This is a genomic window from Paraburkholderia sp. GAS41 (genome assembly GCF_050436545.1).
Classification (GTDB): domain Bacteria; phylum Pseudomonadota; class Gammaproteobacteria; order Burkholderiales; family Burkholderiaceae; genus Paraburkholderia.
The window spans coordinates 57,410-81,727 of record NZ_JBNDMK010000025.1; the positions used below are offsets into that span (position 1 = coordinate 57,410).

The window sequence follows — 24,318 nt, forward strand, 5'->3', positions numbered from 1 at the left end:
GTAGCGCACGCCTTCAGCGCAATACACGCTAACCCATGAGTGCTTCGCAAAACCCCGTCGTCACTGGCTGCGCCCGCAACTTTCGCTGGCAAACCTCGCCCTATCTCGTCACATGGATCTTGATCGCATTGACGATTGCAGTCGATCTCGCAGGATTGCATTGGCTGGGTCGCAGCGTCGTGCCTGGGCGCGCGTCGCGCAACCTGCCGGGGCTTCTGGCAATCGTGCTGGTCATCATCTGGGTCAACATCCGAACTCGATCTATCCGGGACAAGAAGGCCAGATGGGCGCGCCGCCAACTCGATCTGGCAAACACCGCCCGGTGGATGATTGCGCTCGCCGTGTTTTGCATGGCTGCCAGCATCTTGAGCCGCCTGTCCGTTGCGGCAGCTTTCCCTCTGATCGACCCTCAACTCGCCAGAATCGATGAAACCGTTGGATTCGACTGGTTAGCCTGGTATCACTGGGTGCAACAGCACCCCACGCTCTTTTTCATCCTGAATCTGGCGTATGGCAGCGGCCTCGCACAGACTATCGTGGTGCCATTGGTCCTCGGCCTGAATGGCGCCAGGCTGGAACTTGCCGAGCATATGATGCGGTTCATGCTGGCCACAGTCATTTGCCTCGTCGTGGCAACCTTATTTCCAGCGGCCAGCGCTTTCCTGCACTTTCACATCGCCGACCCAGGTACGTCGTCGGCGGTCTCCACCTTCTTTCCCATTCGAAACGGAACCCTTCGTGTCATTGATCTGAGCGACCAGCAAGGCCTGGTTTCGATGCCGTCAATGCACACCGCGATGGCTATTCTATTTGCCTATGCGCTACGCCGTATTCCCGTGTTCGCGTATGTTGCGGCCATGCTTAACGCTGTCATGATCGTTTCCACTCCCACGCACGGCGGCCACTATCTGATCGATGTTGTCGCTGGCGCATTGCTTGCAGTGCTAACGATCGCGCTGATCAGGCAACTGCACATTCACGAACCATCCGCCCATGCCGTCGGGAAGTCACAGGGCATCCCTGTGTCGCATGGGTTGACGTTCTGACCGCATTTGCCGCAAAGCCTTGGCGCCAATCGACGGATTGGCGCACTCCCTGCCTGCCTCACTGAGTCAATCGAAGCACACCGAGGCTGCCGGCAATCTGCTGAAAGATTGCCTGGAGCGTTGCGTTAGTTGGCGCGTGGTAGTAGTCCCCCGGCGACGCGCAGCTTTGCATCGCCGCCTGCGCTACGGCGCTTGCCGAATCGCTCCCGAATGTGATCGCGTAAATGGTGATACCGCTGTTCTTCATCGCAGTACAGACACCGAGCTGGAACGCATTGATGTCGGTAACCGACGTCGTCGAACCGTTCACCAGCGAAGAACCATCCGAGCGCGTCAATGTGGGCACCTGCAACGCGCTGCTCCCCACCCCCGACAGGCCATTGAACGACGGCGGCGGCATTATGCCGTTCGCACTTCCCGGGTCGTTTTCGCCGTCGGTCAGGACAATCGCAACCCGCTGCAAACCTTGCGTAGTCTCCGGAAGGGGCAGGGTTGGGTCGGAGGATACCCAGCCATTGTTATTCGACACCTTGTTCGACCAGTCCGACGACAACATCCGCCAGCCCCACAGCAAACCAGTCGGAATGATCGTCGAGCCCGCCGCCTGCATATTGCTGATCGCGGTAGTCAGCGCGCTTGCATTCGTGGTGAGGAAATGCACCGGCGCAATCGAGCAGGGACTGCCCGTCCCATTGATGTTGCCGTTCTGATCGTAGGTATAGGTGCTGGTTCTGTTCGTGGTTGCCTGCCCCCAGGCCGCCGCGATCCCCGTTCCACTTCCAATGTTGCAGGCCGTTGTCGAACCGTTGGTCTGCACGGTCAGCGGAACACCCGCTACGGTATTGCTACTCGACACGACGCAATTATTGCTACCGCCACTGGTGCTCTTGTACGTCGTCACATTGAAACCGTTCTGCGGCACGTTGTAGTAGAACGGCGTGAATCCGGGGCTGCTGGCCGGCGCGTAAGCTGCGGCGCGCAGATTTGATTGCGAATCGCGCGGCTCGACGGCACATCCGCCCCACCCCGACCCGGTCACGCCCGATACGGGGGACATCGAAACGCCGGTGGGGTTGTAACTAAAGCTCTGCGTCATCCATTTGCCGCCTGGAAGAAGCGCTCCGCCGAGGTTCACCATCGTGGTAAACGGCACGAGCCCGATATAGGACTGATTGTTCGGCACGCCCAGGATGTCGTTCACCAGACCGGTGGCGGCCGTCCGCAGCCCCTGGATCTTCGTGCCCTGCGTCGTGTCGCTGCTCGCGTAGTCCGCCATCGAGCCCGTGTTATCGAGCACCAGCACCAGTTCAAGCTGACTCTGCGGCACGCGAAGCGCGGAGTTACTGGCGGTAATCGTCACGGTATCGGGCGATGACCCACTGGATCCGGAACCGGAACCCGAGCCACTGCTCGACGTAGTCGTCCCGAAGATGACGGGCGCCAACAGTGGAGCCGAACCTGTCGCCGAGAGCTGGATAGTTTGACCTGTAGAAGGCGCGCCACTGACCGTCGCCGTGAACGCGGTACTGGGCAACGTGAACTCCATGTAGCCCGACGGCATGTTCGCGTTGTAGTAAGCGCGCGCGTCCGCTTGCCACTGCGTGAGCGAGGCTCCCGTCGGCGTCGGGTAGTGCAGGAGGTTGACGCCCGAGGACAGCGTGGCAACATCGAGCGCCATCTGTACGCGAGTCTGGGTTATTTCGTAGTCGATGGTATCGATAGCCGTGCACATCGAGCCGATCATCAGGGTCGCGCACATCGCAAACATGATGGTGATGGCACCCTCATCGCCCATGAGCAACGTCGAGAGGGATCGAGGCTGTGACGGCACCATGCGGCGGGTGGGCCAGCGACCGGTTCGTTTCGCGACAGGTTTGCGAATCATGACGGCACCAGCAGGAGCGGCGAGCCTATACGTGGGCGCACATAGACACGTTCATAGATGGTCTGTGTGCCAGGCGCGTTTGTCCAGAACGGCATGGTCATGGAAAAGGGGGTGTAGGAATAGAACACCTCGACCACGATGGCCGAATCGCCGTTGCGAAACGGCCACGTCGTCGGCAGGAGGTTGCCACTGGTTTCCTGCGATTTCATGCCGGACAGGGTCCAGGGCGCGCTTTGCTGCCAGAACTGTAGCGGCGTGCCGGCGGCCAGCGCCGGCAGGGGGGGCTGGATTGGCGGAGTGCCCGGAGTGGCCGGATTGCAGTTTGTCGTCTGGTCGCAGATAGACGTGATGTACACGCCGCCCTTCGCTTGCAGATTGTTGGGTGCGGCGATCAGGTTCGCGGCGGCCCAGATCGAGCCGAGGCTATTCGAAGAACTTGTGGTGGGGTCGTTGATGACGGATGACATCTGTCCCAGCGAATCAGCGAGTGTGAAGGCCGTATGCTCGACGAGACTCACCGTTCGCATGTACATGTAGACCTCGCTGAAGCCGAGCATGGTCAGCAGCATCAGCGGCACGAGGATCACGAACTCGACGGTCACACTGCCGCGATCCGACCGCAGAAGGCCGCGAACGCGCATTCGCCAGGCGTGGCGTGTAGCCGATAACACTTTCTGTCGTGTGCGTTTCATTTTTCGTTCTGCACAAGAAAATTGCGTTGGAACGTCAGCGGCAATGGGACGCCGAAATATTTGGGCAAGCCCGTGAAGCCGGTCGGCAAAGTGACGGTGATCTGGTAGGAGACGACATCGCCCAGGCCGCCCATGCCCGTCTGATAGGTCGACGTACCGACATTGTTGTAGTTGGCGTAGTCCAACTCGTTGATCGTCACTGTGCCGCCAAGGCTCTGCCAGCGCCCAAGGATGCCCATCACGATGCTTTGTGCCTCAGCCGTACGCGTGCCAGTGGCCGGATTGGTCGTCGTCAGGCCAACCCGCGAAGCCGACTCCGCCGCGATCTGCACCGACGCGTCCACGACCATGTCGAGTGCAAGCTCCACGGTGCCCAGAATGAGGAAGAACACCACTGGCGACAGAAGCGCAAACTCGATTGCCGACATCCCGCTGTCGTCAGCAAGTGGGCCAACCCGCCCGCGATGCCGCTGCCAGGGCGCCCTCTTCATCGGACGCTCGCGGCCTGCACGGAAACGCTCGGCACCGCTGCGACTTTTGCCGTTCCCGGTCGCTGTTCGAGACGCTCGCGCTGAATCTCGTAGAAGTGCAAATTGTCCTGCACCGACGCTTTAGGCAGATCGTGTCCGAGAATTTCCGCTGCGGCGTCCTTGTTGCCGAGCAAACCATACGCCAGCGCGAGGTCCTGGCGGGCTTGCGGCGGCGCAGCCGGATAGCGCGTGACGTCGAGCAGCACGTTCGCCCCTTCGCGCGGATTGCCGCTCAGGATCAGCGACAATCCCAGGTTCACGCTCAGCATCGGATCGCCCGGATTCTTGCTCAATCCGTCGCGCAACACCGCTTGCGCGCCCAGGTGATCGCCCTTGAGGTCGAATGCCGCGCCAAGGCCGGCCAACGCCATCGGGTCGTTGGGTGTGACCGCGAGCACGCGCTGATAGGTGACAATGGCAGCGTCGAAACGGCGCTGGTGAATAGCCACGCGCGCCACGCCGATCAGCGGCGCGATCGCGGCCGGATCGATCTGGCTCGCGTGGTCGTAATAGACCCCTGCGCGCGTGAAGTCGCCCACCGCGTACAGCGTATTGCCGAGCCCGGTCAAGCCCTCGACCGAACGCGGATCGGACTTCACGATCTTGTCGTAAAGCGTCGTCGCCAGTTCGAGGTTGCCCGAGTCGAGCGCGGTATCCGCAATACGAAGCTCGCTCATGCTGCTCGGCGTCGAATTCCGCATGACAGGCTGCGTCTCGGCGACGTGCTGGGTGGTCGTGGTACAGGCTGCGCTTGCCGCCAGCAGCGCTACCAGCCCCGCGCGCCCGGCGACCCGCAGGAAGGTCGCTCCCCGTGGGGAGAGCGTGCATCGGCCAATCGTGTGGTGAGCGTTTTTCATTGCTTGGACATAGCATCGATCAGTTGAATGACGGCCGGGCCAGCCGCGATTGCGACGACTGCGGGAAGGATGAACAGCATCATCGGCACCACCATCTTCGGAGCAAGCTTCGCGGCCTTCTCTTCCAGCGACACGATGTGGGCGAGACGCTCCGTGCGCGACAACGTACGCAGTGCCTGGGTGATCGGCGTGCCGTAGCGCATGGACTGGGTCAACGTGGCAATCAGTGCGCGAATCGACGGCAGGTTGATGCGGTCGGCTAACCCGTGCAATGCATTCGTGCTGTCGCCGGAAAGTTTCAGTTCGTCGGCGGTCAGCGCAAATTCGCTTGCGAGCGGCGGGCAGATCGTCGCGAGTTCGTCGGCGACGCGCCGGATGCTCACGCCGAGACTGTTACCCGCGTTGGTGCAGATCACGAGAAGATCGAGCGCGTCGGGCAGGCACGCCGCCATCGCCTTACGGCGCCGCGATCCACGAAACCCCGTGACGAACTCAGGAATGATCATCCCGATGATGAAAACGAACAGCATCAGCGCTCCGCGCACAGCCGGATACGCACCAATGACCGGGATGTGGGAGCCCAGCATGACCGTCAGCGCAGCACTGATCAGTCCGATCGCGAATTTGACCGCGAGCAGGATCGATACGGCAGCCCGGCTGCGATAGCCGCTGCGCAGCATTTCCTTCTGCAGCTTCGCGCGGTACTTCGCATCGAACAGCGGAAGACGGTCACCGATGATGGTCAGACGCCGCACGAGGCGCTGACGAAACCCGCTGCCTTCCTCGACTTCCTCGAGCTCCATTGCGCCCGCTCGCTGGGTGAGCGCCGCCTGCCGGGCGCGCTCGGCGATCCGCCCACGCCGGCCGCCATGCTTGGTCGCCCACCAGATCGTGAGCCCGGCGAACAGCGCCAGCAGCATGAGCAGGTTGATTAATGTCTCGAAGCTGGCCTGGCTCATCTTGACGTATCCAGTTTGGAAATCTTGCCGATGACCATCATCCCGAACACCATGGAGATCGCGCCAAACGTCAGCAATTTCTGTCCCGGGTGGGTGTCAAACAGAATGAAGAGGTAATTCCGATTCAACACATACATGGCCAGCATGATGAACGCCGGAATGGACGCCATGATCTTGGTCGTGATACGGGCCTCGCCGGTTAGCGCCTTCGTTTTCTGGCGAATTTCTCGCCGGGTCCGCACGATCGTGGCCAGCCCCTCGAGCGTTTCGCCGAGCTGGCCGCCGGTTTCACGCTGCAGCAGCAAACAGACGCAGAAGAACGAGAAGTCTGCGATCTCGATGCGCCTGACTGCAACCGCCAGCACTTCCTCCAGATCGAGACCCACCTGGAGCGAATCGCTCATCAATTTGAACTCGTGACGTATCGGCTCGACGCATTCACTCGACACGGTGCCGATAACCTGCGTCACCGGGACACCTGCGCGCACCGCACGCACGATCAGGTCGATCACGTCCGGAAAGCTATCGAGAAAGCGCTTGCGAAAGCGTTGGACCAGAAACCCGTACGAGCGCATGGCCGCGAACACGGGTAACCCGAGAACCAGCAACGGTTTGACGAAATCGGGCAGCGGCATAAAGCGTGTCATTAGCAGGGCGAGCAGTTCGCCAGCCACCGCTGCGACGCAGACCGTGCGAACGCCGCTCTTCCCCGCGACGGTGCGAAGGCGTGCCACCTTCGGGCCGTACCAGCGGCTGAACACGTTTTCTCTTTTGCTGGCCGCGAACAGGTTGGTCTGGTGTGCCCTGGCGTCCCGGCTTCGGACGCCGTGTGCAGCAAACATCTCATCCATGCGCGCCTTGATGCGTGCGTGCGGCTGCTTGTTGCGCATGTCCTGCACGGTCAGCACCATCACGCCGAACATGAGTACCAGGGTGAAAGCACAGAGGGTCAGCAGGTCGATCCGGCTCATGGCCTCATCGCCTCCAGCAAGGCGTCCTCGAGCCCGTAATAGGCTGCGCGCGCCGAGAACGCCGGGCGCACCAGCGCCGACTCGTATACGCCCTTGACCTCTTCGCTGTAGGCCGTTGCGTCGTAGCGAAACGTGAACAGATCCTGGGTAATGATGACGTCGCCTTCCATGCCGACCAGTTCGGTGATCCGCGTCACCCGGCGCATGCCGTCACGCATCCGCTCGATCTGCACGATCAGGTGCACCGCGCTCGCGATCTGCCGGCGAATGGACAGCAGCGGCAGATTGCCGTTCGCCATCATCACCATGCTCTCGAGCCGGGTAATGCCGTCACGCGGGGTGTTCGCGTGGATGGTGGTCATCGAGCCATCGTGACCCGTATTCATCGCCTGCAACACGTCGAAGGCTTCCGGGCCGCGCGTTTCACCGAGGATGATGCGGTCGGGGCGCATCCGCAGCGCATTACGCACGAGATCACGCTGCGCCACGCCGCCGAGCCCTTCGGCATTCTCCGGCCGTGTCTCGAGACTCACGACGTGCGGCTGCACGAGCTGTAGTTCGGCCGCATCTTCGATGGTGATGGTGCGCTCGCCGAGCCCGATGAAGTGCGATAACGCATTGAGCAGCGTCGTCTTGCCGGAACCCGTCCCGCCTGACACGATGATGTTGAGCCGGCAGGTACTCGCGAGCTTGAGCAGGTTCGCCATTTGCTGCGACATGTTGCCCTGCTGCGCCATCCGGTGAAGCGTGATATTTCGTTTGGAAAACTTACGAATCGAGATGGTCGCGCCATGGATCGCGAGCGGCGGCAGCACGACGTTGACCCGGCTGCCATCCGCCAGACGCGCGTCGACCATCGGGCTGCTTTCGTCAACCCGCCGGCCGACGCCCGCCGCGATGCGTTGCGCCACGTTGACCACGTGCGTGTTGTCGCGGAACTTGTAGGGCGTGAGTTCGAGCCGGCCGTGCCGTTCCACGTAGACCTGATCCGGTCCGTTGACGAGCACGTCGGTAATCGTTTCATCGGCGAGCAACGGTTCGATCGGTCCCAGACCGAACATGTCGTTCAGCAACTCGCCAACGATCTGCCCCTGCTCGGAAATCGTGATGTTCAGATGCTCGCGCTCGGCAATTTCCAGCACGAGCTGCTCGACGCCGGGCTTCATCTGCTCGCGCGTCCTGCCCACAGCCGCAGACGCGTTCATCAAGGTGAACACGCCGGTCCGGATAGTCTTGAACAGTTCCGAGCGGACCAGCGTCTCGTTGCCTTCGGAGCTATTGGCGCGCGCCGCGGCAGATGCCGCAGCCGCTTCCAGTACCGCGGCCGCTTCGGCGGCTGCGGCTGTGGCTTCGTCTGTCGCGTCAGACACGCGCACCTGTTTTTGCCCGAACATCAGCTTCTCCTGAGTCTGAGCTTCTGGAAGAAGGTACGTTCGGCCGTCGAAGGCTGTCCGGTCAGGTCGTGTCCGATGCGCGTGATGTTCTGATTGAAGCCGTTTGCCGCCTTTTCATGCGGTGCTTCGCCAAGGTTCTCGGCGATCGAGATGGCCTTGGTTTCGAATGGAATCTCATACAAAGCCGCGCGTCCGACGGCCGCCGTAAAGTCCGCTACCTGCACCTTGCCGGCGCTCGCAGCGTTCGCGTTGTTCAGCAGCAGCGAGGTGGGCGGATTGTTGTCGCGATCCTCGATGAAGCGCAGCACGCGTATCGTCTCGCGGGTCGAATGTACTGAGCGGTCGGCGACCAGATAGACGCGCGAGGCAAAATCGAACGCGTCGCCGGCCAGTGGATCAGTCAGATTGCCGACGTCGAGAATCACGTAGTGGAAGCTGTCACACAGCAGTTCGAGCACGCGCTCCAGCGCGCCGGCTGCGAACGGCTGGGCGCTGCCGTAGTCGAGTTCAGCGGACAGCATGAAGAGCCGCGGACCTTTTGCAACGAGCGTGCGCTCCACATACTGCGGATCGAGCCGGTGCACGTTCTGCAGCACATCGGTCAGGCCGTTGTTGCTCTGGATGCCGAGCATGCAGTTCGCCGCGCCGCCGTACAGGTTCAGATCGACGTAGGCCACCCGGCGGTGCGTGTCTTCGGCCAGATGGCGGGCCACGTTGAGTGCGATCGTGGTCGTGCCGACCCCACCCCGCGTGCCCGCGAAGGCGATGGTTTTACCGGCACGCGCCAGCATCACCGGGCTGACTTTGCCCTCGGCGACGTTCACGGTCCGCTTGAGCAACTCGACGGTGAGCGGCTTGACCAGATAATCGCGCACGCCGATTTTCAGCAGGCTGCGGAACAGCCCGACGTCGTTACGCTCGCCGAGCGCCACGACCTGCACCGATGGTTCGCACACCTCAGCGAGCCGGCCGAGGTCCGAGAGCGGCATCCCCGAATCGTGCAGGTCGATAAGCAGGAACTGCGGCGAACGGCCGATTTTCGATAGATACGCGATTGCGTCGTCGACGCTGCCGATCGCAATGTGCGTATGCGGCATCGCCTGGTCGAGGACAAAGGCCTTGAGTACCTGCTCCGTCTTGCGGTCGTTGACAAACGCAACGAAATCCGCCACCCGGACGCCCGGGTTGCTCTTCGTGAAGTTGAACTCAGTCGTGCTCATGATGTTCGTCCGTGAGGGTTGCTCGCATCACTTGGAATCGCGCGACGTGCCTGTGTCGAGCGGGATCACATGACCGGTTTCGTAACGATGCGCCGCGCTCGCCGCGACAGCGGCGTCGGCTGGGCCTAGGCGCTGCGGGTTGACAAGGTCCTGCGGATTCGCAACCTGTGCCGCGAGATTGGTATAAGTCGCGCATCCCCACTCCATGCTCGGGCGACGCAAGCCCGCGTCCGTCAGCAACGAAGGACGTGACAGGCTCGCGCAATCGGGCGGCACGGCGGAATGGCCGTCGAAGCCTATCGTCGACTGATCCGGCATGCCGCGCGGCGGCTGGAAGCATCCGCTGACACTGGCCGCAACCGCGCAGGCGAGAAAAAGCGTAAGAAGACGGACGATTCTCATGATGTCGGGCTCGATAAGCGGCTTAATAGACGTATCCGGCCGCGCCGACCAGACGCGGTTGGTCAGACGCAGTGGGGCCGTCGCCAGCCTGGCGCCGGTAGCTGTATTCGATATCGCTACTGGGCGACATCAGCGATTCGAGCGGCGTGCGAAGTTTCGACGAATCGGTGGGCTCGACCAGATACGGCGTCACCATGATCACGAGTTCCGTTTTGTTGTTCTGGTAGTTCGACGACGAGAACAGCTTGCCCAGAATTGGAATCGAACCCACGCCCGGAATCTGCGAAATGATGTCGGTGGTATTGCTCTGCAACAGGCCCCCGATCGCGAAGCTCTGGCCGCTGCCCAGCTCGACGGTCGTATCCGCGCGGCGCACGCTCAGACCCGGCACGGTGATGCCGCCCGTCGTCACACTGACCGACGTGTCGATCTGGCTCACTTCCGGACGGACCTTCAGACTGATCCGGTGATCGTTCATCACGGTGGGCGTGAAATCGAGCTTCACGCCGAACTGCTTGAATTCGACGGAGATCGCGCCGTTGGTCTGCGACACCGGAATCGGGAATTCGCCACCGGCGAGAAAGCTGGCGGTCTGCCCCGACAGCGCCACGAGATTCGGCTCCGCGAGAACGGTCAGCAATCCTTCCTGATTCAACGCATCGACCAGCGCCTGAATATTGACGTTGTTGGTCTTGAACGCGCCGAACAGCGAATACGCATTGTTGGTCGCGAGGTTCACCGGATAGCTGGTCTGGGTCCCGTTGACTATCGGCTGGGCCAGGTTGTAGATCGGACGTCCGCTAAAGACGCCGCCGTAGAAATTGCCCACCGCGCTGCCCATCGCCTGCCAGTTGATCCCGAGTTGCTGCGTGACGTTCCGGTCCACTTCCGTGATGCGCACGCGCAACTGGACCTGCAGCGGATGGTCGATGACCATGCGGTTGATCAGGACTTCCTTCTCCGCCAGATAGGGCGTGACGGCCTGGACGACGGCGTCGGCGTCGGCCGGGTTGGCCGCCTTGCCGGAAAGCTGCAACGAGCCGAGACCCGTGCTCAACTGCACGTCCATGCCTGGAAAGCGCGCCGCAATCATGCTGCGCAGGCCGTCCATGTCCCGCCCGACGACCACCGTGCGCTGCACCAGCGCTTTGTTGTTCGCGCCGAGCACATAAAGCGTCGTCGTACCGGTCTTCTTGCCGAGCACGAAAACGGCCCTTGGCGACGGGACATGAACGTCCGCCACTGCCGGATCCGCGACGAAGACCGAACTGGCGTCTTCGTTCAAACGGACCAGCGTGCCTTTACCTTCGCTGAGGTTGAGCGGCCCCGTCGCGTAATCCGGCATGCGGGCCGGCACCACGGCGGCAACCCGGACCACTGCGGCGCGCGACGCCGCGGCGCGTGCCGCACGAACGGCGGCGGCGTGCGCCTTGGCCGTCTGTGGGGAAGCCGCGAGTGCCGGTGCCGCGCACAACACCGCGCAAGCCATCACCCATGTTGCTTTGCAAATCGGACTGAACGGCATTTGACGTCTCTCTATCCTGGCGAATGGACCGGGTTCAGCGGTTTGAACGGCATCAGCGCTGCGGGGGAACGGCAGGCAGCGGTGGTGGGGTGCTGTCGCCTCCCGCTGCTGCCGTTGCGGTTGCGTCGGCCTTCTCGGAACCTCTATAGATCGCCACCGCGCGTGGCGCGACGGCTGCGGGCGCGGCGGCGGAGACCTGGACCGCGTGCGCTCGCGGCAGATCGCGCACGGCGCGCGAGATGTCGCCAGCCCAAACCGGTGCACGCTGAGCCGAGGAAGCCGGTTTCGAAGCATCCGGATCGCGCGAGGCCGTCGCGAAACTGCGCAGTGCGAGCGACAGGCTACCGAGCCGAGCCGCGACGGACACGACCTCGCCCATGCGCGGCGTGACTTCCAGCGTGACAGTGCGGGCACGGTTACCGATTGCGTCAGTGGCGTCACCGCTCTTCGGTCGCTGGATTTCCGACCCCACCGCCAGTACCCGAACGTGTTCGACAACGGTCTCGCTCGACACCGCGAGGTCAGGTGAATCCGTGCGGCGGTCCATTTGTTGCGTGAGCAACAGGTCGACGTAGTCGCCCGGCTGGATCAGACCGGCGTTACCGGACACGTCATCGACCGCCACCGACACGGCGCGCATTTCAGGCTTGAGCGTCGCCGCGAGAAAGCCGGGGGCGTTCGGCAGGATCACGTCTTCGGCCATGAGAACCGTGCCGCTGGCCGTCGCATGGCGCAGCAACGCACCCTTCAGATCCGGCGCGCCCGGCACACCGGCAACGATGGCGCCCACCGCCACCTCGGCGACCGGCACGGCCTTCCAGCCAAGATCCGCGTCGCGCAGCAGCAGGCCTTGCGGCAGGTCGGCGGCACTCACCAGCACCTTCTGCGTATCGACCACCGGCTTCGTCTGATGCGAACCGCTCATGATCACCACGCGCACGATCAGGGCGATCATCAGTGCCCCGACGAAAAGCACGGCGGATTTAATGACATTTGACATGGAGACGACGTCCTATCGCTTCAGAATCAGAGGCAGCAAGGCGGGCAGCACAATGGCCAGACCGCCGCCGAACGCAAGCGCTACGCCGTAAGGGACGCCGCGCGCTCCCGAGAACATCGCCAGGACCCGTAACGGCCGCGAACGTTGGTCCGGACTCATGTTTCGCGTCGCAAGACTGATCAGGGACACCACCGTCCCGACCACTGAAATCAGCGTCAGGGCCGGTACCGCGAGACTCAGGCCGACCCACAGGAAAACGACCGAGGCAAGCTTTGCATCGCCTCCGCCAAGCATCTTTGCCGCGAACAGCGCAGCGCAGAAAAGGAACACACCCAGTGCCAGCCCCAGGTGGACAGCCACCTGGTCGATGGTCAGGCGAAGAATGGCCGCGTCGACGAAAAACAGCGCACCTATCGCCAGCACGACCCGGGTCGGCAAGCGTCGCGAACGAACGTCGACCATGGCGAGCCAGAGCAGCGCGCACAGTACGACGAGACGGATGGCGAGAGACAGTAGGTGCACGATGGACGCGGTATCGGAAAACGGGACAGAGGCAAAAGGAGGTCCAGACAAAGCGAGCCCAGACCTCGGGCACGATCGATCAGCCTGCTGCCGCTGTGACCTTGGCAAACAGGTTTGTGAAGATACCGCTTACGCCGGTGGTGAAAGTTGCGCCGATCGCCGTCAGCGCAACAACGATGATGCCCGCCAGAATGGCGTATTCCATGGCGCTGACGCCACGCTCGTCACGCACGAATACTTTAAGAAATTTGCTCATTTATTTCCCCGAAAACAGAAAGTAGGATTCGCCCGGGAAGGCCAGGAACCGGGTATAGCCAGCCGTATCCCATGCCCTTCTCGCCCAGATAAAAAAAGTGAACAGGCGAAAAAAACCCTTGCTTCGCACTTCGAGCTGGGACGACCGGTATCAGTCTTACGGCGAAACCGAAAGAAACTTTAGGGAGGTCTAACGAAATTTCCTGCGCCCGATGATATTTCGGGCACCTTTGAAAATCGTTCAGGACTGGAAATTGGATTGATTTAACGTTTGCGCGAACCATCCGGCGCGGAATATCTCACTGAACGACTTGCGACCATGCAGTTCACAAAATCCGGACGGCGTAGGTGCTTATCCTGGTGCGATATTCAGGACCCGAAACGGGCAATCGCGCAAACAGCAAAACCGAGATGCACAGTAATACTGACCGTATCGGTTCGGAACGTTGAGCTTGCTGCGGCGCCCCATCGCACGCATCCGACACGCTAACGCCCCAGTTTTGCGACAATAGCGGCTTTGCCGCACCAGTTCGCGCCGATGGCCCCACCTCCGTCGTGGGACGCGCCGGAGTCGAGGTTGCGGTTTGCAACCCCATACGACCGGCAGCGGTCCGCTCCATGGCACTCCCTCACATCGAACTCCTGTATTCGCTCTCCGGCCTGTTCGTCGGCTTCCTGGTCGGACTGACCGGCGTCGGCGGCGGCTCGCTGATGACGCCGATCCTGGTCCTGCTGTTCAAGGTCCACCCCGCTACCGCCGTCGGCACCGATCTGCTGTACGCCGCCGCCACCAAGGCGACCGGCACGCTGGTGCACGGCCTGAAGGGCTCGGTGGACTGGCAGGTGACCACGCGGCTCGCCGCCGGCAGCGTCCCCGCCGCTACCGTGACGCTGATCCTGCTGCACCGCTATGGGATGGATACGCCGGGCGCGAGCCGGCTGATCCAGATCGTGCTGGGCGCCGCTTTGCTGATTACGGCCGTGGCGCTGATATTCCGGCCGCAACTTGCGAAGCTCGGCGCGGGCCGCCAAAGCTCGCTCACCCAGGGTCGCACACTGGGTCTGACCGTGCTGACGGGAGCGGTGCTGGGTGTGTTGGTGTCGCTGACTTCGGTGGGTGCCGGGGCGATTGGCGTGACCGTGCTGTTGCTGCTGTATCCGCGACTACCCACCACGCGCATCGTCGGCTCGGACATCGCCCATGCCGTGCCGCTCACGCTGCTCGCCGGCGCGGGCCACTGGCTGCTCGGCTCGATCGACTGGTCGATGCTGCTGTCTCTGCTGGTGGGTTCGTTGCCGGGCATCGCGATCGGCAGCTTCCTGTCCGCGCGTGCGCCGGATGCGCTCCTACGCAACGTCCTCGCCGCCACGCTGACGCTGGTTGGCGTGAAACTGGTGATGTCCTGACAACTAAGCCAGACCACGCCAGCCCACGCCACACTTCACACGAGCGCGGACTGCGGCATCCAGGCTGTCCGACGCGGCAAGTCCAGACAGCCAGACCCGGCAGCCGGTTTTTACGGCTCAATGTCCGGCCAACCCGCTATTTGAAGAACCGGCAGGTCAGGTCGCTCTCGAACTGCCGGATCCAGTAGCCGGCCTCATCGGCGCGATAAGACTGCGCCCAGCCGCCGCGCCGCACGGTCACGAGGCGGCGTAGATGCTCGATATCGTCCGGATCGGCCGACCCGGTGATTTCAAAGTGCGCCGGCGCGAAGCCATGCCGCGCGCACACCAGTTCGAAGGCTGCCCGATCGCCAATCGGCAGGTCTGCATAGCGCTGAAAGGTCATGTCCATTTCGGTCCACTCCGGGTTCACTCCGGTTCCCAGCCTTCACAGTACGCCTCAACCAGCGAAAATTGTGTGTCACAACGCACCACGCATATAGCTCGCATCGGCCATGCTCCGCCGCGCCACAGCCAGCGTGGGATCTACCCAAAAATAAAACGGGCTCCGGCGATCCGCCGGAGCCCGTTTTGGGCACTTCTGAAGGCGCCGCGAGCGGCGTCCGTCAGTTAGTTGCCACCACCGTTCGGCAGCACCACCGTCAGCTTGTTCGACACCGACGACACGCCGTCGACGCCCTTGGCGACGTCGCCAGCCTTCTCGATCTGGCCTTGGTCAGGCACCGAACCCGTCAATGTCACTGCGCCGCTACGAGCACGCACGGAGATGCTCGACACGTCGATACCCTGAGCCTTGGCCAGCGCGCCGCGCACTTTGCGACCCAATGCGCGGTCAGCTTTCTTGACCGCCTTGGCGCTCGGAGCAGCCATTGCGGCGCCCGACGAAGCCATTGCATCGCTTGACTGTGCGTACGTGTTGCACGCAACAACCACTGCCACCACACCACCCAGCGCCTTCAGAAAATCGACCGATTTCATGATTTCTCCTGTTTACTTCGGTTATGACCGCATCTAACAAGCAAGCGGCTTCGTTACGACTTCGGGCGGCCGTCGCGGCCGCGCATAGGCGCGGCTGGGCCACGGCCGATTTGGGATTTCGACACGGTGTGCGAGAGGCGAGAGATGCCGGCCTGGGCCATCGCATTGCGATGCACCAGCCAGCGAGCCGCGAAGTCGGCCAACGCGCCCGGTTCTACTTTGTCGCGCCGGGTCGCGCTGCGCAAACGTTGAATCACAGCAGCGATGCACAATTTAATCTACGCGCGCCAGAAGCGCAAAGGGTTTAGCGAAGGATGGCGGCCACCCGATGCGTCCGGCCCACACCTCATTTACGCCTGGTTCACGTTTTGTTACGGGTTTGTGGGACTGATGGGTCGCGGCACCTGCCGCCGCGACGTCAATCTCATGTACCATCGGCGCGAACAGGCCGTCCGCCGCGCCAGCCGGCCCGCCGCGGCCAGCCGGCAATCCCGTGGGACCAGCCGGGCCGACGCAGCCCACCGCCGCGCGGCCTGCAGGCGGCCTGAATCCAGTCCATTCACCCGAACCCTCGTCGCCCTCACACCATCCAATGAAGTCTCCCACCGGCCGCAAACCTGCCCGCCTCGTCGCCCGTTTCGTGGCAATCTCGTGGCGCGATCTGGCGGTGTCGTTCGGTCCCATCCTGTTGATCAGCGTCGCCGCCATCTGGGTTGCCGTGCGCCTGATCCAGCCCGCGCCGCCCAACACCCTGACCATCACCACCGGCCCCGAAGGCAGCACCTTCTGGAACGCCGCGCAGAAGTACAAGGCGATCCTCGCGCGTAACCGCATCACGCTCAACGTGCTGCCCTCCGCGGGCTCCGCCGATAACCTGCAGCGCCTCTCCGACCCGCACGGCACGGTCGACGTGGGCTTCGTGCAGGATGGCGTGGCGCCGGGCCCGGTCCCGCCCGGCCTGATGTCGCTCGGCAGCGTGGCGTATGTGCCGCTCGCGATCTTCTACCACGGCCCCACCGTCACCCGGCTATCCGAGTTCAAAGGCCTGCGCCTCGCGATCGGCGCAGAAGGCAGCGGCACGCGCGAACTGGCGCTGGCGCTCCTGAAGGCCAACGGCATCGAACCCGGCGGGCCCACCCAACTGCTGTCGCTCTCCGGCGACGATGCCGCCCAGGCGCTGGTGTCCGGCCAGGTCGATGCGGCATTCCTGACCGGCGATTCCGCGCAGCCGCCGGTCATGGGTAAGCTCTACCGCACGCCGAAGGTGCAGTTCTACAACTTTACGCAGGCCGAAGCGTATGCGCGGCGCTTTCCTTATCTGACCCAGATCCAGCTGCCGATGGGCGCTTTCGATCTCGGCAAGAACCTGCCGTCGGCGCCGATCCAGATGGTCGCACCGACCGAAGAACTGGTGGCGCGCGATTCGCTGCATCCGGCGCTCTCCGACCTGCTGATCGAAGCGGCCCGCGAAGTGCACGGCAAGGCCAATGTGATGCAGCACGCCGGCGAGTTCCCGGCGCCGCTCGCGCACGACTTTCCGATCAGCGATGACGCCGCGCGCTACTACAAGTCGGGCAAGAGCTTCCTCTACCGGATCCTGCCGTTCTGGCTGGCGAGCCTCGCGGACCGCCTGCTGGTGGTCGTGGTGCCGCTGATCGTGCTGCTGGTGCCGGCGCTGCGACTCGTGCCGGCGCTGTATGCGTGGCGGGTGAAATCGCGGATCTATCGCTGGTACGGCGCGCTGATCGCCATCGAACGCAGCGCGCTCAATGAGACTTCCGCCGAAGAGCGCCAGTCGCTGATCGAACGCCTCGATGCGATCGAGGAATCGGTCAACGGACTGAAAATGCCGCTCGCCTACGCCGACCAGTTCTATGTGTTGCGCGAGCATATCGGCTTCGTGCACGACCGGTTGACGCAGGGCGGCGAGCCGCCGCTCGAGGCAGCCCGCCCGCGTGCCGATAGCGAAAGTCCGGAGCCGGAGCACGGCGCCCCGGAAAAGCCGTCCACCACGCCTTCGCAGACGGTTTGAACGCCTTGCATTTCAGCACGCGTTGAAGACATCCAGTACTGCACAGGAGTTCGGCTCCGCGTAAGATCACGACAAACTGGATGGTTTAGCAGACGCGTGTAACGGACACGCGTAACCCATGCGCCTGACCGCTGCCGCTCCGTCCAGATCCGAGCAATCCGGGAGACATTTATGACCGAAGGCATCGACGCCTCGCAACCGTTGTGGTTTTACGACTTTGTCTCGCCGTTTACCTACCTGTTGCTCGAGCAACATGACAAATGGCCGGGCTTTCCATTCGGCGTCACACCGGTTGTACTGAACGATCTGTATCAGCACTGGGGTCAGCGCTCCTCGTACGGCGTGCCCGCCAAGCGCGTGTTCGTGTACCGTCACGCGCTGTTTCGCGCGGACCAGCTTGGCATTCCATTCAGGATGCCGCCGGCCCATCCGTTCGATTCGACCAAACCGCTGCTGCTCGCTATCGCCGCCAAGGCGGACATCAACGTCGTGCGGGAAATCTTTCGCTTCATCTGGCGCGAGGGGCGCGACCCGTCGACCGACGAAGGCTTCGCCGCGCTGTGCGAGCGGGTTGGTTTGCCCGATGGACCCGAGCTGATCCAGGCGGAGGCGATCAAGGCGCAATTGCGCCGCAACACCGCCGATGCGATCGCGCTGGGTGTGTTCGGTGTGCCAACTTTCTGGCTGAACGACCAGTTGTTCTGGGGCGAAGATGCGCTGCCGATGGTGCTGTACTGCGCGCGCACGCCGAACTGGCTGGAATCGAAGGAAGTGAAGCGGATCAGTTCGCTGCCGTCCGGGTTGCAGGGCTGACGGTTACGCTCGTCCTGCGTGCTGGTGGCCCCTGTGTGATCCCGGGGATACCGCACCCGCTATGGCGGCCGCACGACAAACGGGCCTAAGGTTATAGACTTCGCGCCCCGCTTCGCGAGCGCCCCGTTAAGGGCTCCGAACGACGCCTCTCCCGAGTCTGATCCGCGCACCTGATCCATGGACGACACCGCCGCCTCCCTCGATATCTGGCTCGTGCGCGTGCTGCGCACGCTGCTCGTCGAGCGCAGCGTCACGCAGACGGCGCTGCGCCTGAACCAGACCCAGCCCGCGATCAGCACCGCGCTGCGCAGGCTGCGCGAGATCCTCAACGACCCGATCCTCGTGCGCGGCAAAGCCGGCATGGTGCCCACGGAATACGGCGCATCGCTGCTGCCATCCGCGCAACAGGTGCTGCGTGAAGTGGATTTCGTGGCGACTCCGCATGGCGACTTCGACGCGGGCCGCTCGCGGCGCACCTTCCGGGTGGCGGCACCGGACTATCTGAACGATTTCTTCATGCCGACCGTGATCGCGCAGTTTCGTGAGGCGGCGCCGCACGCGCGTCTGGAAATCGAATCGCTGACGCCGACGCTCGACCACTCGGCCGCGCTCGATGCAGGCGAACTGGACCTGGTGATCGGCAACTGGCCGAAGCCCGATATCCGCTTCGAGAAAAGCGATCTGTTCGCGGACACGGTGGTGTGTCTGATGCGTGCGGACCACCCGCTCGCGCAGGCGCCGCTGACCCGCGACATCTATCTGGCGGCCCCGCATCTCGCACCGACGCCATACAGCGGCGCGAGCGGCGGAGCGATCGATACCGGCTTCGCGAGAGCCGGCGCCGAGCGGCGGATCGTGGCGACGCTGCCCTACTTCGGCCTCGTGCCGCAAGTGCTGCTGCAATCGGATCTGATCTTCACGACGACGCGCCGCTTCGCCACGCACTACGCGAACATCTTGCCGCTTGCCGTGGTCGACGTGCCGATTCCGTTTCCGCGGATCCGGTGCTATCAGCTTTGGCATCCGCAGCCGGATCGCCCGAGCGATGTGAGCTGGCTGCGCACGTTGATGTCGCAGGTATCGGACCGCTTGTGCGCGCAGAAGGCCCGGCGGGCGAAGCGCGCGAGTACGGTGGGGAAAGGTTCGGGGGAAGAGGCGGCGTAAGCACGCCGATGCGTGAAGTAGCGTAGCCGCCGGTCGGGCGCTCAGATGGTCTGGCGGCCCGTGTCAAACGCTCGCGCGACCATCCGTTAAACGCCCATTCAAACGCTCGCACAAACCTCGAGCGACATCAGCGCCGACACCGGCCGTACCGCCTCACGCGAGCGCACCTGCAGCAACTCCGCGCACACGGCCACGGCAATAGACTGCGGCGCCTTGTCGACAATACCGCCCACGCCGATCGGACAGGTCATCTCTTCCAGCCGCTCCAGATCCACCCCGCGCTCGATCAGCCGCCGTTCGAATTTCACGCGCTTGGTCTTCGAGCCGATCATGCCGAAGTAGGTGAAATCGCGCCGCCGCATAATACGCGCGGCCAGTGAGAAATCGAGCGCATGATTGTGCGTCATCACCAGGAAGTACGCGCCGGCCGGCGCCGTATCGACGATGGCATCCGGCGTGTCGGTCGCCTCGACCTGCACGTTGGCGGGGACTTCGTCAGGAAACAGTTCATCACGCTCGTCGACCCATTGCACGACGCACGGCAGGCTCCCGAGCAACGCGATCAGCGCGTGCCCGACGTGACCCGCGCCGAACAGCACGATGTGCATCGGCGCGGGGCGCGACGCAACATGGCTGCTGCGCCGGCCGATCTGAACGAAAGAAGGCATATCCATCGCTAGCATCCCGGTAGCGCTGCGGTTAGTAACGGCCAGCGCTCGTCGCGGCACGCACGGCAACGACTGCCTTGAGGATTTCTTCGCTCGTCGCAGGCGCGTTCAGCGGCGGGTTGACCTTGTAGTCGCCCACGCTCGCCACCGCATCGCGAACCGCGAAGAACACCGAGAACGGCAGCAGCAGCGGCGGCTCGCCCGTCGCCTTCGAACGGTGAATGCTGTCTTCCGCATTGCGGTTCTTGAAGAGCTTGACGTTGAAGACCGGCGGCGTGTCGTTCACAGTGGGGATCTTGTAGGTCGACGGGGCATGCGTCATCAGCTTGCCGTCCGGCTTCCACCACAGCTCTTCGGTCGTGAGCCAGCCCATGCCCTGAATGAAGGCGCCTTCCACCTGACCGACATCGAGCGCCGGATTCAGCGATGCCCCCACGTCATGCAGCGCGTCGGCGCGCAGCACACGCATTTCGCCGGTCAGCGTGTCGATCACGACTTCCGACACCGCCGCACCGTACGAGTAGTAGTAAAACGGACGACCTTGCAGCTTCGACTGATCCCAGTACAGTTTCGGCGTCGCGTAGAAGCCGTCCGACCACAACTGCACGCGGGCGAGATAGGCCTTGGCGATGATCTCGTCGAACGGCACCACGGCGTCGCCAATGGCCACGCGGTCGTGGCCGAAGCGCACGCTCGCCGCGCTCACTTCGCCGGCACCGTAGCGAACCGCGGCAAACGCGGCGAGGCGCTCGCGCAACTGGCGCGCCGCGTCCTGGGCGGCCTTGCCGTTCAGATCGGAGCCCGTCGAGGCCGCCGTCGCCGAGGTATTCGCCACCTTGCTGGTGTCGGTTGCGGTGACGCGCACGCGGTTGAAACTGATGCCGAGTTCATGCGCGACCACTTGCGCGACCTTCGTGTTGAGCCCCTGGCCCATCTCCGTGCCGCCGTGATTCACCAGCACCGAGCCGTCGGTATAGATGTGCACCAGCGCGCCGGCCTGGTTGAAGTGAGTCACGTTAAACGCAATGCCGAACTTGACCGGCGTGAGCGCCATCCCTTTCTTCAGGACTGCGTTGTTCGCGTTGAACGCCTGGATCTCGGCGCGACGCGCGCGATATTGGCTGGTGGCTTCGAGTTCGTCGATCAGTTCGTGGATCACATTGTCTTCGACGACCTGACCATACGGCGTCTGATTACGCTCTGTCTTGCCGTACAGATTGCGGCGGCGCACGTCGAGCGAATCTTCGCCGAGCGAGCGCGCAATGTTGTCCATGATGTATTCGATCGCGAACGCCCCTTGCGGGCCGCCGAAGCCGCGGAAGGCAGTATTCGACTGCGTGTTGGTCTTGCCGCAGAAGCCGTCGATCGTGACGTCCGGGAGCCAGTACGCGTTGTCGAAGTGGCACAGCGCACGCGTCATCACGGGACCGGACAGATCGGCCGAAAAGCCGCAGCGCGAGGTCATGTCCACGTTCACGCCTTCGATCACACCCTTCTCGTCGTAGCCGACTTCAAACGTGTAGTGAAAATCGTGGCGCTTGCCCGTCACCATCATGTCGTCGTCGCGGTCCGGACGCAGCTTGACCGGGCACAGCAGCTTCCAGGCGGCAATCGCGGCGCAGCACGCGAACAGGCCCGACTGCGATTCCTTGCCGCCAAAGCCGCCGCCCATCCGGCGGCACTCGACCAGCACGTTGTGCGACGGCACGTGCAGCGCGTGCGCCACCAGGTGCTGCATTTCGGTCGGATGCTGGGTCGAACAGTAGACGTGCATGCCGTCGTCGTCCTTCGGCACCGCATACGAAATCTGGCCTTCCAGATAGAACTGCTCCTGACCGCCGAGCAGCATTTCCCCGGCATCGTGACGTGCGGCACGCGCGATCTTTGCGCCGGCATCGCCGCGCGCAAGTTTCATGGGCGGCAGCACGTGCTGATTCGCGGCGCGGGCCTGCTGCGCGGTGAGAATGGCCGGCAATTCCTCGTAGACCACTTCGCCGCGACGGGCGGCGAGGCGCGCCACTTCATGCGAAACCGCCACGACGATGAACATCGGCTGGCCGACGTACTGGACCACACCGTCCGCGAGGATCGGGTCGTCGCCATGGATGATCGGCCCCACGTCGTTGACGCCGGGAATGTCCTGCGCCGTGAACACGGCGACCACGCCAGGCGTCGCACGCACCTTGTCGAGCGACATCGAGACGATCTTCGCGTGCGCCTTCGACGACAGGCCGAGCGCCGCGTGCAGCGTGCCGGCGAGCACCGGAATGTCGTCGGTGTAGGTGGCGCGGCCGCTCACGTGCAGATGCGCGGATTCATGCGGCCGCGAGACATGCACCTGGGTGAAAGTGTCAATGCGATTATCCAGGTCCTGAGCGTCCTTCAGGAACGGTTCTGCTTGCTGATTCATGCTGTTTCTCCGTATCCGTGACAGGTTCAGGCGTTCGCGCCGGCGGGTTCCACCGCGCGCACGTCGAGCGCGGACTTGGGCAGCGGATTATGCGGACGGGTTTCGAGCCAGAAGCGATACAACGTGTTCTTCGCCGCGTCGAGACGGTAGTTGCTGGTGGCGCGCATGTCGGAGAGCGGCGCGTAGTCGTTGCCGAGCGCGATCATCGCGGCCTGCGCGGTGGCTTCGTGCCATTGCGCATCGCGCAGCACGGCTTCGGCGTGGGTCGCGCGCTTCGAAGTCGCCGCCATGCCGCCGAAAGCGATACGCGGCTCGCGGATCGTGTCGCCGTCCGCGATAAACGAGAACGCCGCGCACACCGCCGAGATATCCGAATCGAAGCGCTTGGAGAGCTTGTAGGTGCGGAACTGCAGGTTCTGGCGCGCGCCGGTGCGGGTCGGCACCTTCAGCCCGACGACGAACTCGTGCTCGGCCATGTCCTTCTTCTGGTAAGCGAGATACAGGTCTTCGAGCGGCATTTCGCGCTCGATCTCGCCGCCGCGCACCACCACATGGGCGCCGAGTGCGATCAGGCCGGGCATGGAATCGCCGATCGGCGAGCCGTTCGCAATGTTGCCGCCGAGCGTGCCGGCGTTGCGGATCGGCAGCGAGGCGAAGCGTTTCCACATTTCGGTGAGCTCCGGATAGTGCTTCGCGAGCGCCTCATAGGCCGACTCCACGCTGACGCCCGCACCGATCTCGATCCAGTCGCCCGTGACCTCGATACGCTGCAAGGCCTCGATCTGACCGACGTAGACAATATTGCCGAGCTCGCGCATCTGCTTGGTGACCCACAGGCCGATATCGGTGCTGCCCGCGAGGATCCGCGTGGCCGGTTGCGCGGCCTTGATCTCGGCGAGCGCGGCGACCGTGCGCGGCGCGTCGAATTGCTGGCCGGCGAATTCGTAGTGGAAAGTCTCGCCGCGTTTGAGCGTGGCGAGCTTGGCCGACAGCGCGGCCAGATCGACCGGCGCCTTCGGAGCCGGGGCTTCGAACATCCGCACGGCCGCGTCGACAATTGGCCGGTAGCCGGTGCAGCGGCACAGGTTGCCGGTCAGCGCGTTGCTGATGTCGTCGCGCGAGGGCACCGTGCGGTTGGCGCAGCGATGTTCGTGGCCATGTTTTTCGTACAGCGACCACATCGACATCACGAAGCCTGGCGTGCAGAAGCCGCACTGCGAGCCGTGACATTCGACCATCGCCTCCTGAACCGGATGCAGCGAGCCGTCCGGCTGACGCAGGTCTTCAACCGTGAAGAGGGCCTTGCCGTCGAGCGTGGGCAGGAACTGGATGCAGGCGTTGACCGCCTTGAAATTGACGCCGCCCGCCGCGTCGGGCTCGCCGACCACGACCGTGCACGCGCCGCAGTCGCCTTCGGCGCACCCTTCCTTGGTGCCGGTGCAGTGCGCGTCTTCACGCAGATACTGCAGGACGGTGCGGGTGACGGGCGCATTCGTGATCTCGCGGATCGCGTTGCGGTGGTAGAAGCGGATCGGCTGGCTCATGTCTCTGACTCTCGGTTGTTCTTTGTCCGTGGGGACAATGCTGC

At 63.4% G+C, this 24,318-nt stretch carries 23 protein-coding genes; 5 read left to right on the forward strand and 18 right to left on the reverse strand.

From position 1 onward, the window contains the following. Positions 1 to 35: 35 nt before the first annotated feature. On the forward strand, positions 36 to 1,046 hold the full coding sequence (locus P3T43_RS27915; RefSeq protein ID WP_429284237.1) for a phosphatase PAP2 family protein: 1,011 nt from the start codon (positions 36 to 38) through the stop codon (positions 1,044 to 1,046). A 58-nt stretch (positions 1,047 to 1,104) separates the two neighbouring features. Here P3T43_RS27915 and P3T43_RS27920 read toward each other — a convergent pair whose 3' ends face one another. From P3T43_RS27920 to P3T43_RS27980, 13 genes are all read right to left on the reverse strand, one after another. Next, entirely contained in the window at positions 1,105 to 2,931 is a 1,827-nt protein-coding gene (locus tag P3T43_RS27920; RefSeq protein ID WP_429284238.1) for a VWA domain-containing protein, read from the reverse strand. Next, complete coding sequence (locus P3T43_RS27925) at positions 2,928 to 3,533, reverse strand: TadE/TadG family type IV pilus assembly protein (RefSeq protein WP_429284239.1); 606 nt, start codon at positions 3,531 to 3,533, stop codon at positions 2,928 to 2,930. The genes P3T43_RS27920 and P3T43_RS27925 overlap by 4 nt, the downstream gene beginning before the upstream one ends. Before the next feature lie 86 nt (positions 3,534 to 3,619). Next, the gene (locus P3T43_RS27930) at positions 3,620 to 4,114 is read right to left on the reverse strand and encodes a TadE/TadG family type IV pilus assembly protein (protein ID WP_429284240.1); all 495 of its coding nucleotides are present in this window, start codon (positions 4,112 to 4,114) and stop codon (positions 3,620 to 3,622) included. Continuing rightward, complete coding sequence (locus P3T43_RS27935; RefSeq protein WP_429284241.1) at positions 4,111 to 5,010, reverse strand: tetratricopeptide repeat protein; 900 nt, start codon at positions 5,008 to 5,010, stop codon at positions 4,111 to 4,113. The genes P3T43_RS27930 and P3T43_RS27935 overlap by 4 nt, the downstream gene beginning before the upstream one ends. After that, positions 5,007 to 5,969 (reverse strand): type II secretion system F family protein, encoded by a 963-nt coding sequence (locus P3T43_RS27940; protein ID WP_429284242.1) that lies wholly within the window; start codon positions 5,967 to 5,969, stop codon positions 5,007 to 5,009. The genes P3T43_RS27935 and P3T43_RS27940 overlap by 4 nt, the downstream gene beginning before the upstream one ends. Continuing rightward, positions 5,966 to 6,940, reverse strand: coding sequence for a type II secretion system F family protein (locus tag P3T43_RS27945; protein WP_429284243.1), 975 nt, complete (start codon positions 6,938 to 6,940; stop codon positions 5,966 to 5,968). Before P3T43_RS27945 ends, P3T43_RS27940 begins: the two co-directional genes overlap by 4 nt. Further along, on the reverse strand, positions 6,937 to 8,334 hold the full coding sequence (locus tag P3T43_RS27950) for a CpaF family protein (RefSeq protein WP_429284244.1): 1,398 nt from the start codon (positions 8,332 to 8,334) through the stop codon (positions 6,937 to 6,939). The genes P3T43_RS27945 and P3T43_RS27950 overlap by 4 nt, the downstream gene beginning before the upstream one ends. After that, positions 8,334 to 9,554 carry an AAA family ATPase gene (locus P3T43_RS27955; protein WP_429284245.1) on the reverse strand — a complete coding sequence of 407 codons (1,221 nt, stop codon included), beginning with the start codon at positions 9,552 to 9,554 and terminating at the stop codon, positions 8,334 to 8,336. Before P3T43_RS27955 ends, P3T43_RS27950 begins: the two co-directional genes overlap by 1 nt. 27 nt (positions 9,555 to 9,581) lie before the next feature. After that, the gene (locus P3T43_RS27960) at positions 9,582 to 9,956 is read right to left on the reverse strand and encodes a CpaD family pilus assembly lipoprotein (RefSeq protein WP_429284246.1); all 375 of its coding nucleotides are present in this window, start codon (positions 9,954 to 9,956) and stop codon (positions 9,582 to 9,584) included. 22 nt (positions 9,957 to 9,978) lie between these two features. After that, positions 9,979 to 11,481: a type II and III secretion system protein family protein gene (locus P3T43_RS27965; protein WP_429284247.1), complete on the reverse strand. Its 1,503-nt coding sequence runs from the start codon at positions 11,479 to 11,481 to the stop codon at positions 9,979 to 9,981. Positions 11,482 to 11,533: 52 nt separating this feature from the next. Further along, positions 11,534 to 12,481 carry a Flp pilus assembly protein CpaB gene (cpaB, locus tag P3T43_RS27970; protein ID WP_429284248.1) on the reverse strand — a complete coding sequence of 316 codons (948 nt, stop codon included), beginning with the start codon at positions 12,479 to 12,481 and terminating at the stop codon, positions 11,534 to 11,536. A 12-nt stretch (positions 12,482 to 12,493) separates the two neighbouring features. Next, entirely contained in the window at positions 12,494 to 13,003 is a 510-nt protein-coding gene (locus P3T43_RS27975) for an A24 family peptidase (protein WP_429284249.1), read from the reverse strand. A 79-nt stretch (positions 13,004 to 13,082) separates the two neighbouring features. Continuing rightward, entirely contained in the window at positions 13,083 to 13,259 is a 177-nt protein-coding gene (locus P3T43_RS27980; protein ID WP_429284250.1) for a Flp family type IVb pilin, read from the reverse strand. Positions 13,260 to 13,876: 617 nt separating this feature from the next. Between P3T43_RS27980 and P3T43_RS27985 the strand changes: the two genes are divergently transcribed. Further along, on the forward strand, positions 13,877 to 14,665 hold the full coding sequence (locus P3T43_RS27985; RefSeq protein WP_429284251.1) for a sulfite exporter TauE/SafE family protein: 789 nt from the start codon (positions 13,877 to 13,879) through the stop codon (positions 14,663 to 14,665). 136 nt (positions 14,666 to 14,801) lie between these two features. Here the strand turns inward: P3T43_RS27985 and P3T43_RS27990 are convergent, their stop codons facing one another. Together P3T43_RS27990 and P3T43_RS27995 are read right to left on the reverse strand one after the other, a co-directional pair. After that, complete coding sequence (locus P3T43_RS27990) at positions 14,802 to 15,056, reverse strand: hypothetical protein (protein ID WP_429284252.1); 255 nt, start codon at positions 15,054 to 15,056, stop codon at positions 14,802 to 14,804. A 218-nt stretch (positions 15,057 to 15,274) separates the two neighbouring features. Further along, positions 15,275 to 15,643, reverse strand: coding sequence for a BON domain-containing protein (locus P3T43_RS27995; RefSeq protein ID WP_429284253.1), 369 nt, complete (start codon positions 15,641 to 15,643; stop codon positions 15,275 to 15,277). 592 nt (positions 15,644 to 16,235) lie between these two features. On the opposite strand from P3T43_RS27995, the gene P3T43_RS28000 reads away from it, so the two are divergent. From P3T43_RS28000 to P3T43_RS28010, 3 genes are all read left to right on the forward strand, one after another. Next, complete coding sequence (locus P3T43_RS28000) at positions 16,236 to 17,675, forward strand: TAXI family TRAP transporter solute-binding subunit (RefSeq protein ID WP_429284254.1); 1,440 nt, start codon at positions 16,236 to 16,238, stop codon at positions 17,673 to 17,675. Between the two features lie 171 nt (positions 17,676 to 17,846). Then, positions 17,847 to 18,488, forward strand: a complete 642-nt coding sequence (locus tag P3T43_RS28005) for a 2-hydroxychromene-2-carboxylate isomerase (protein WP_429284255.1) — start codon at positions 17,847 to 17,849, stop codon at positions 18,486 to 18,488. Between the two features lie 177 nt (positions 18,489 to 18,665). Further along, on the forward strand, positions 18,666 to 19,652 hold the full coding sequence (locus P3T43_RS28010; protein ID WP_429284256.1) for a LysR substrate-binding domain-containing protein: 987 nt from the start codon (positions 18,666 to 18,668) through the stop codon (positions 19,650 to 19,652). Between the two features lie 98 nt (positions 19,653 to 19,750). Here the strand turns inward: P3T43_RS28010 and xdhC are convergent, their stop codons facing one another. The 3 genes from xdhC to xdhA are packed head-to-tail and all read right to left on the reverse strand — an operon-like array spanning position 19,751 to position 24,274. Continuing rightward, entirely contained in the window at positions 19,751 to 20,326 is a 576-nt protein-coding gene (gene xdhC, locus P3T43_RS28015) for a xanthine dehydrogenase accessory protein XdhC (RefSeq protein ID WP_429284257.1), read from the reverse strand. 25 nt (positions 20,327 to 20,351) lie between these two features. Then, complete coding sequence (gene xdhB, locus P3T43_RS28020; protein WP_429284258.1) at positions 20,352 to 22,730, reverse strand: xanthine dehydrogenase molybdopterin binding subunit; 2,379 nt, start codon at positions 22,728 to 22,730, stop codon at positions 20,352 to 20,354. A 26-nt stretch (positions 22,731 to 22,756) separates the two neighbouring features. Next, positions 22,757 to 24,274, reverse strand: a complete 1,518-nt coding sequence (gene xdhA, locus P3T43_RS28025) for a xanthine dehydrogenase small subunit (RefSeq protein ID WP_429284259.1) — start codon at positions 24,272 to 24,274, stop codon at positions 22,757 to 22,759. Positions 24,275 to 24,318: the final 44 nt, after the last annotated feature.

Coding starts and splice junctions, on each gene's coding strand:
- P3T43_RS27945 (WP_429284243.1), bottom strand. CDS start 6,940: ATGAGCCGGATCGACCTGCTGACCCTCTGTGCTTTCACCCTGGTACTC.
- P3T43_RS28010 (WP_429284256.1), top strand. CDS start 18,666: ATGGACGACACCGCCGCCTCCCTCGATATCTGGCTCGTGCGCGTGCTG.
- P3T43_RS27990 (WP_429284252.1), bottom strand. CDS start 15,056: ATGGACATGACCTTTCAGCGCTATGCAGACCTGCCGATTGGCGATCGG.
- P3T43_RS28005 (WP_429284255.1), top strand. CDS start 17,847: ATGACCGAAGGCATCGACGCCTCGCAACCGTTGTGGTTTTACGACTTT.
- xdhB (WP_429284258.1), bottom strand. CDS start 22,730: ATGAATCAGCAAGCAGAACCGTTCCTGAAGGACGCTCAGGACCTGGAT.
- P3T43_RS27960 (WP_429284246.1), bottom strand. CDS start 9,956: ATGAGAATCGTCCGTCTTCTTACGCTTTTTCTCGCCTGCGCGGTTGCG.
- P3T43_RS27920 (WP_429284238.1), bottom strand. CDS start 2,931: ATGATTCGCAAACCTGTCGCGAAACGAACCGGTCGCTGGCCCACCCGC.
- xdhC (WP_429284257.1), bottom strand. CDS start 20,326: ATGGATATGCCTTCTTTCGTTCAGATCGGCCGGCGCAGCAGCCATGTT.
- P3T43_RS27915 (WP_429284237.1), top strand. CDS start 36: ATGAGTGCTTCGCAAAACCCCGTCGTCACTGGCTGCGCCCGCAACTTT.
- P3T43_RS27965 (WP_429284247.1), bottom strand. CDS start 11,481: ATGCCGTTCAGTCCGATTTGCAAAGCAACATGGGTGATGGCTTGCGCG.
- P3T43_RS28000 (WP_429284254.1), top strand. CDS start 16,236: ATGAAGTCTCCCACCGGCCGCAAACCTGCCCGCCTCGTCGCCCGTTTC.
- P3T43_RS27995 (WP_429284253.1), bottom strand. CDS start 15,643: ATGAAATCGGTCGATTTTCTGAAGGCGCTGGGTGGTGTGGTGGCAGTG.
- cpaB (WP_429284248.1), bottom strand. CDS start 12,481: ATGTCAAATGTCATTAAATCCGCCGTGCTTTTCGTCGGGGCACTGATG.
- P3T43_RS27930 (WP_429284240.1), bottom strand. CDS start 4,114: ATGAAGAGGGCGCCCTGGCAGCGGCATCGCGGGCGGGTTGGCCCACTT.
- P3T43_RS27940 (WP_429284242.1), bottom strand. CDS start 5,969: ATGAGCCAGGCCAGCTTCGAGACATTAATCAACCTGCTCATGCTGCTG.
- P3T43_RS27980 (WP_429284250.1), bottom strand. CDS start 13,259: ATGAGCAAATTTCTTAAAGTATTCGTGCGTGACGAGCGTGGCGTCAGC.
- P3T43_RS27950 (WP_429284244.1), bottom strand. CDS start 8,334: ATGTTCGGGCAAAAACAGGTGCGCGTGTCTGACGCGACAGACGAAGCC.
- xdhA (WP_429284259.1), bottom strand. CDS start 24,274: ATGAGCCAGCCGATCCGCTTCTACCACCGCAACGCGATCCGCGAGATC.
- P3T43_RS27955 (WP_429284245.1), bottom strand. CDS start 9,554: ATGAGCACGACTGAGTTCAACTTCACGAAGAGCAACCCGGGCGTCCGG.
- P3T43_RS27985 (WP_429284251.1), top strand. CDS start 13,877: ATGGCACTCCCTCACATCGAACTCCTGTATTCGCTCTCCGGCCTGTTC.
- P3T43_RS27935 (WP_429284241.1), bottom strand. CDS start 5,010: ATGAAAAACGCTCACCACACGATTGGCCGATGCACGCTCTCCCCACGG.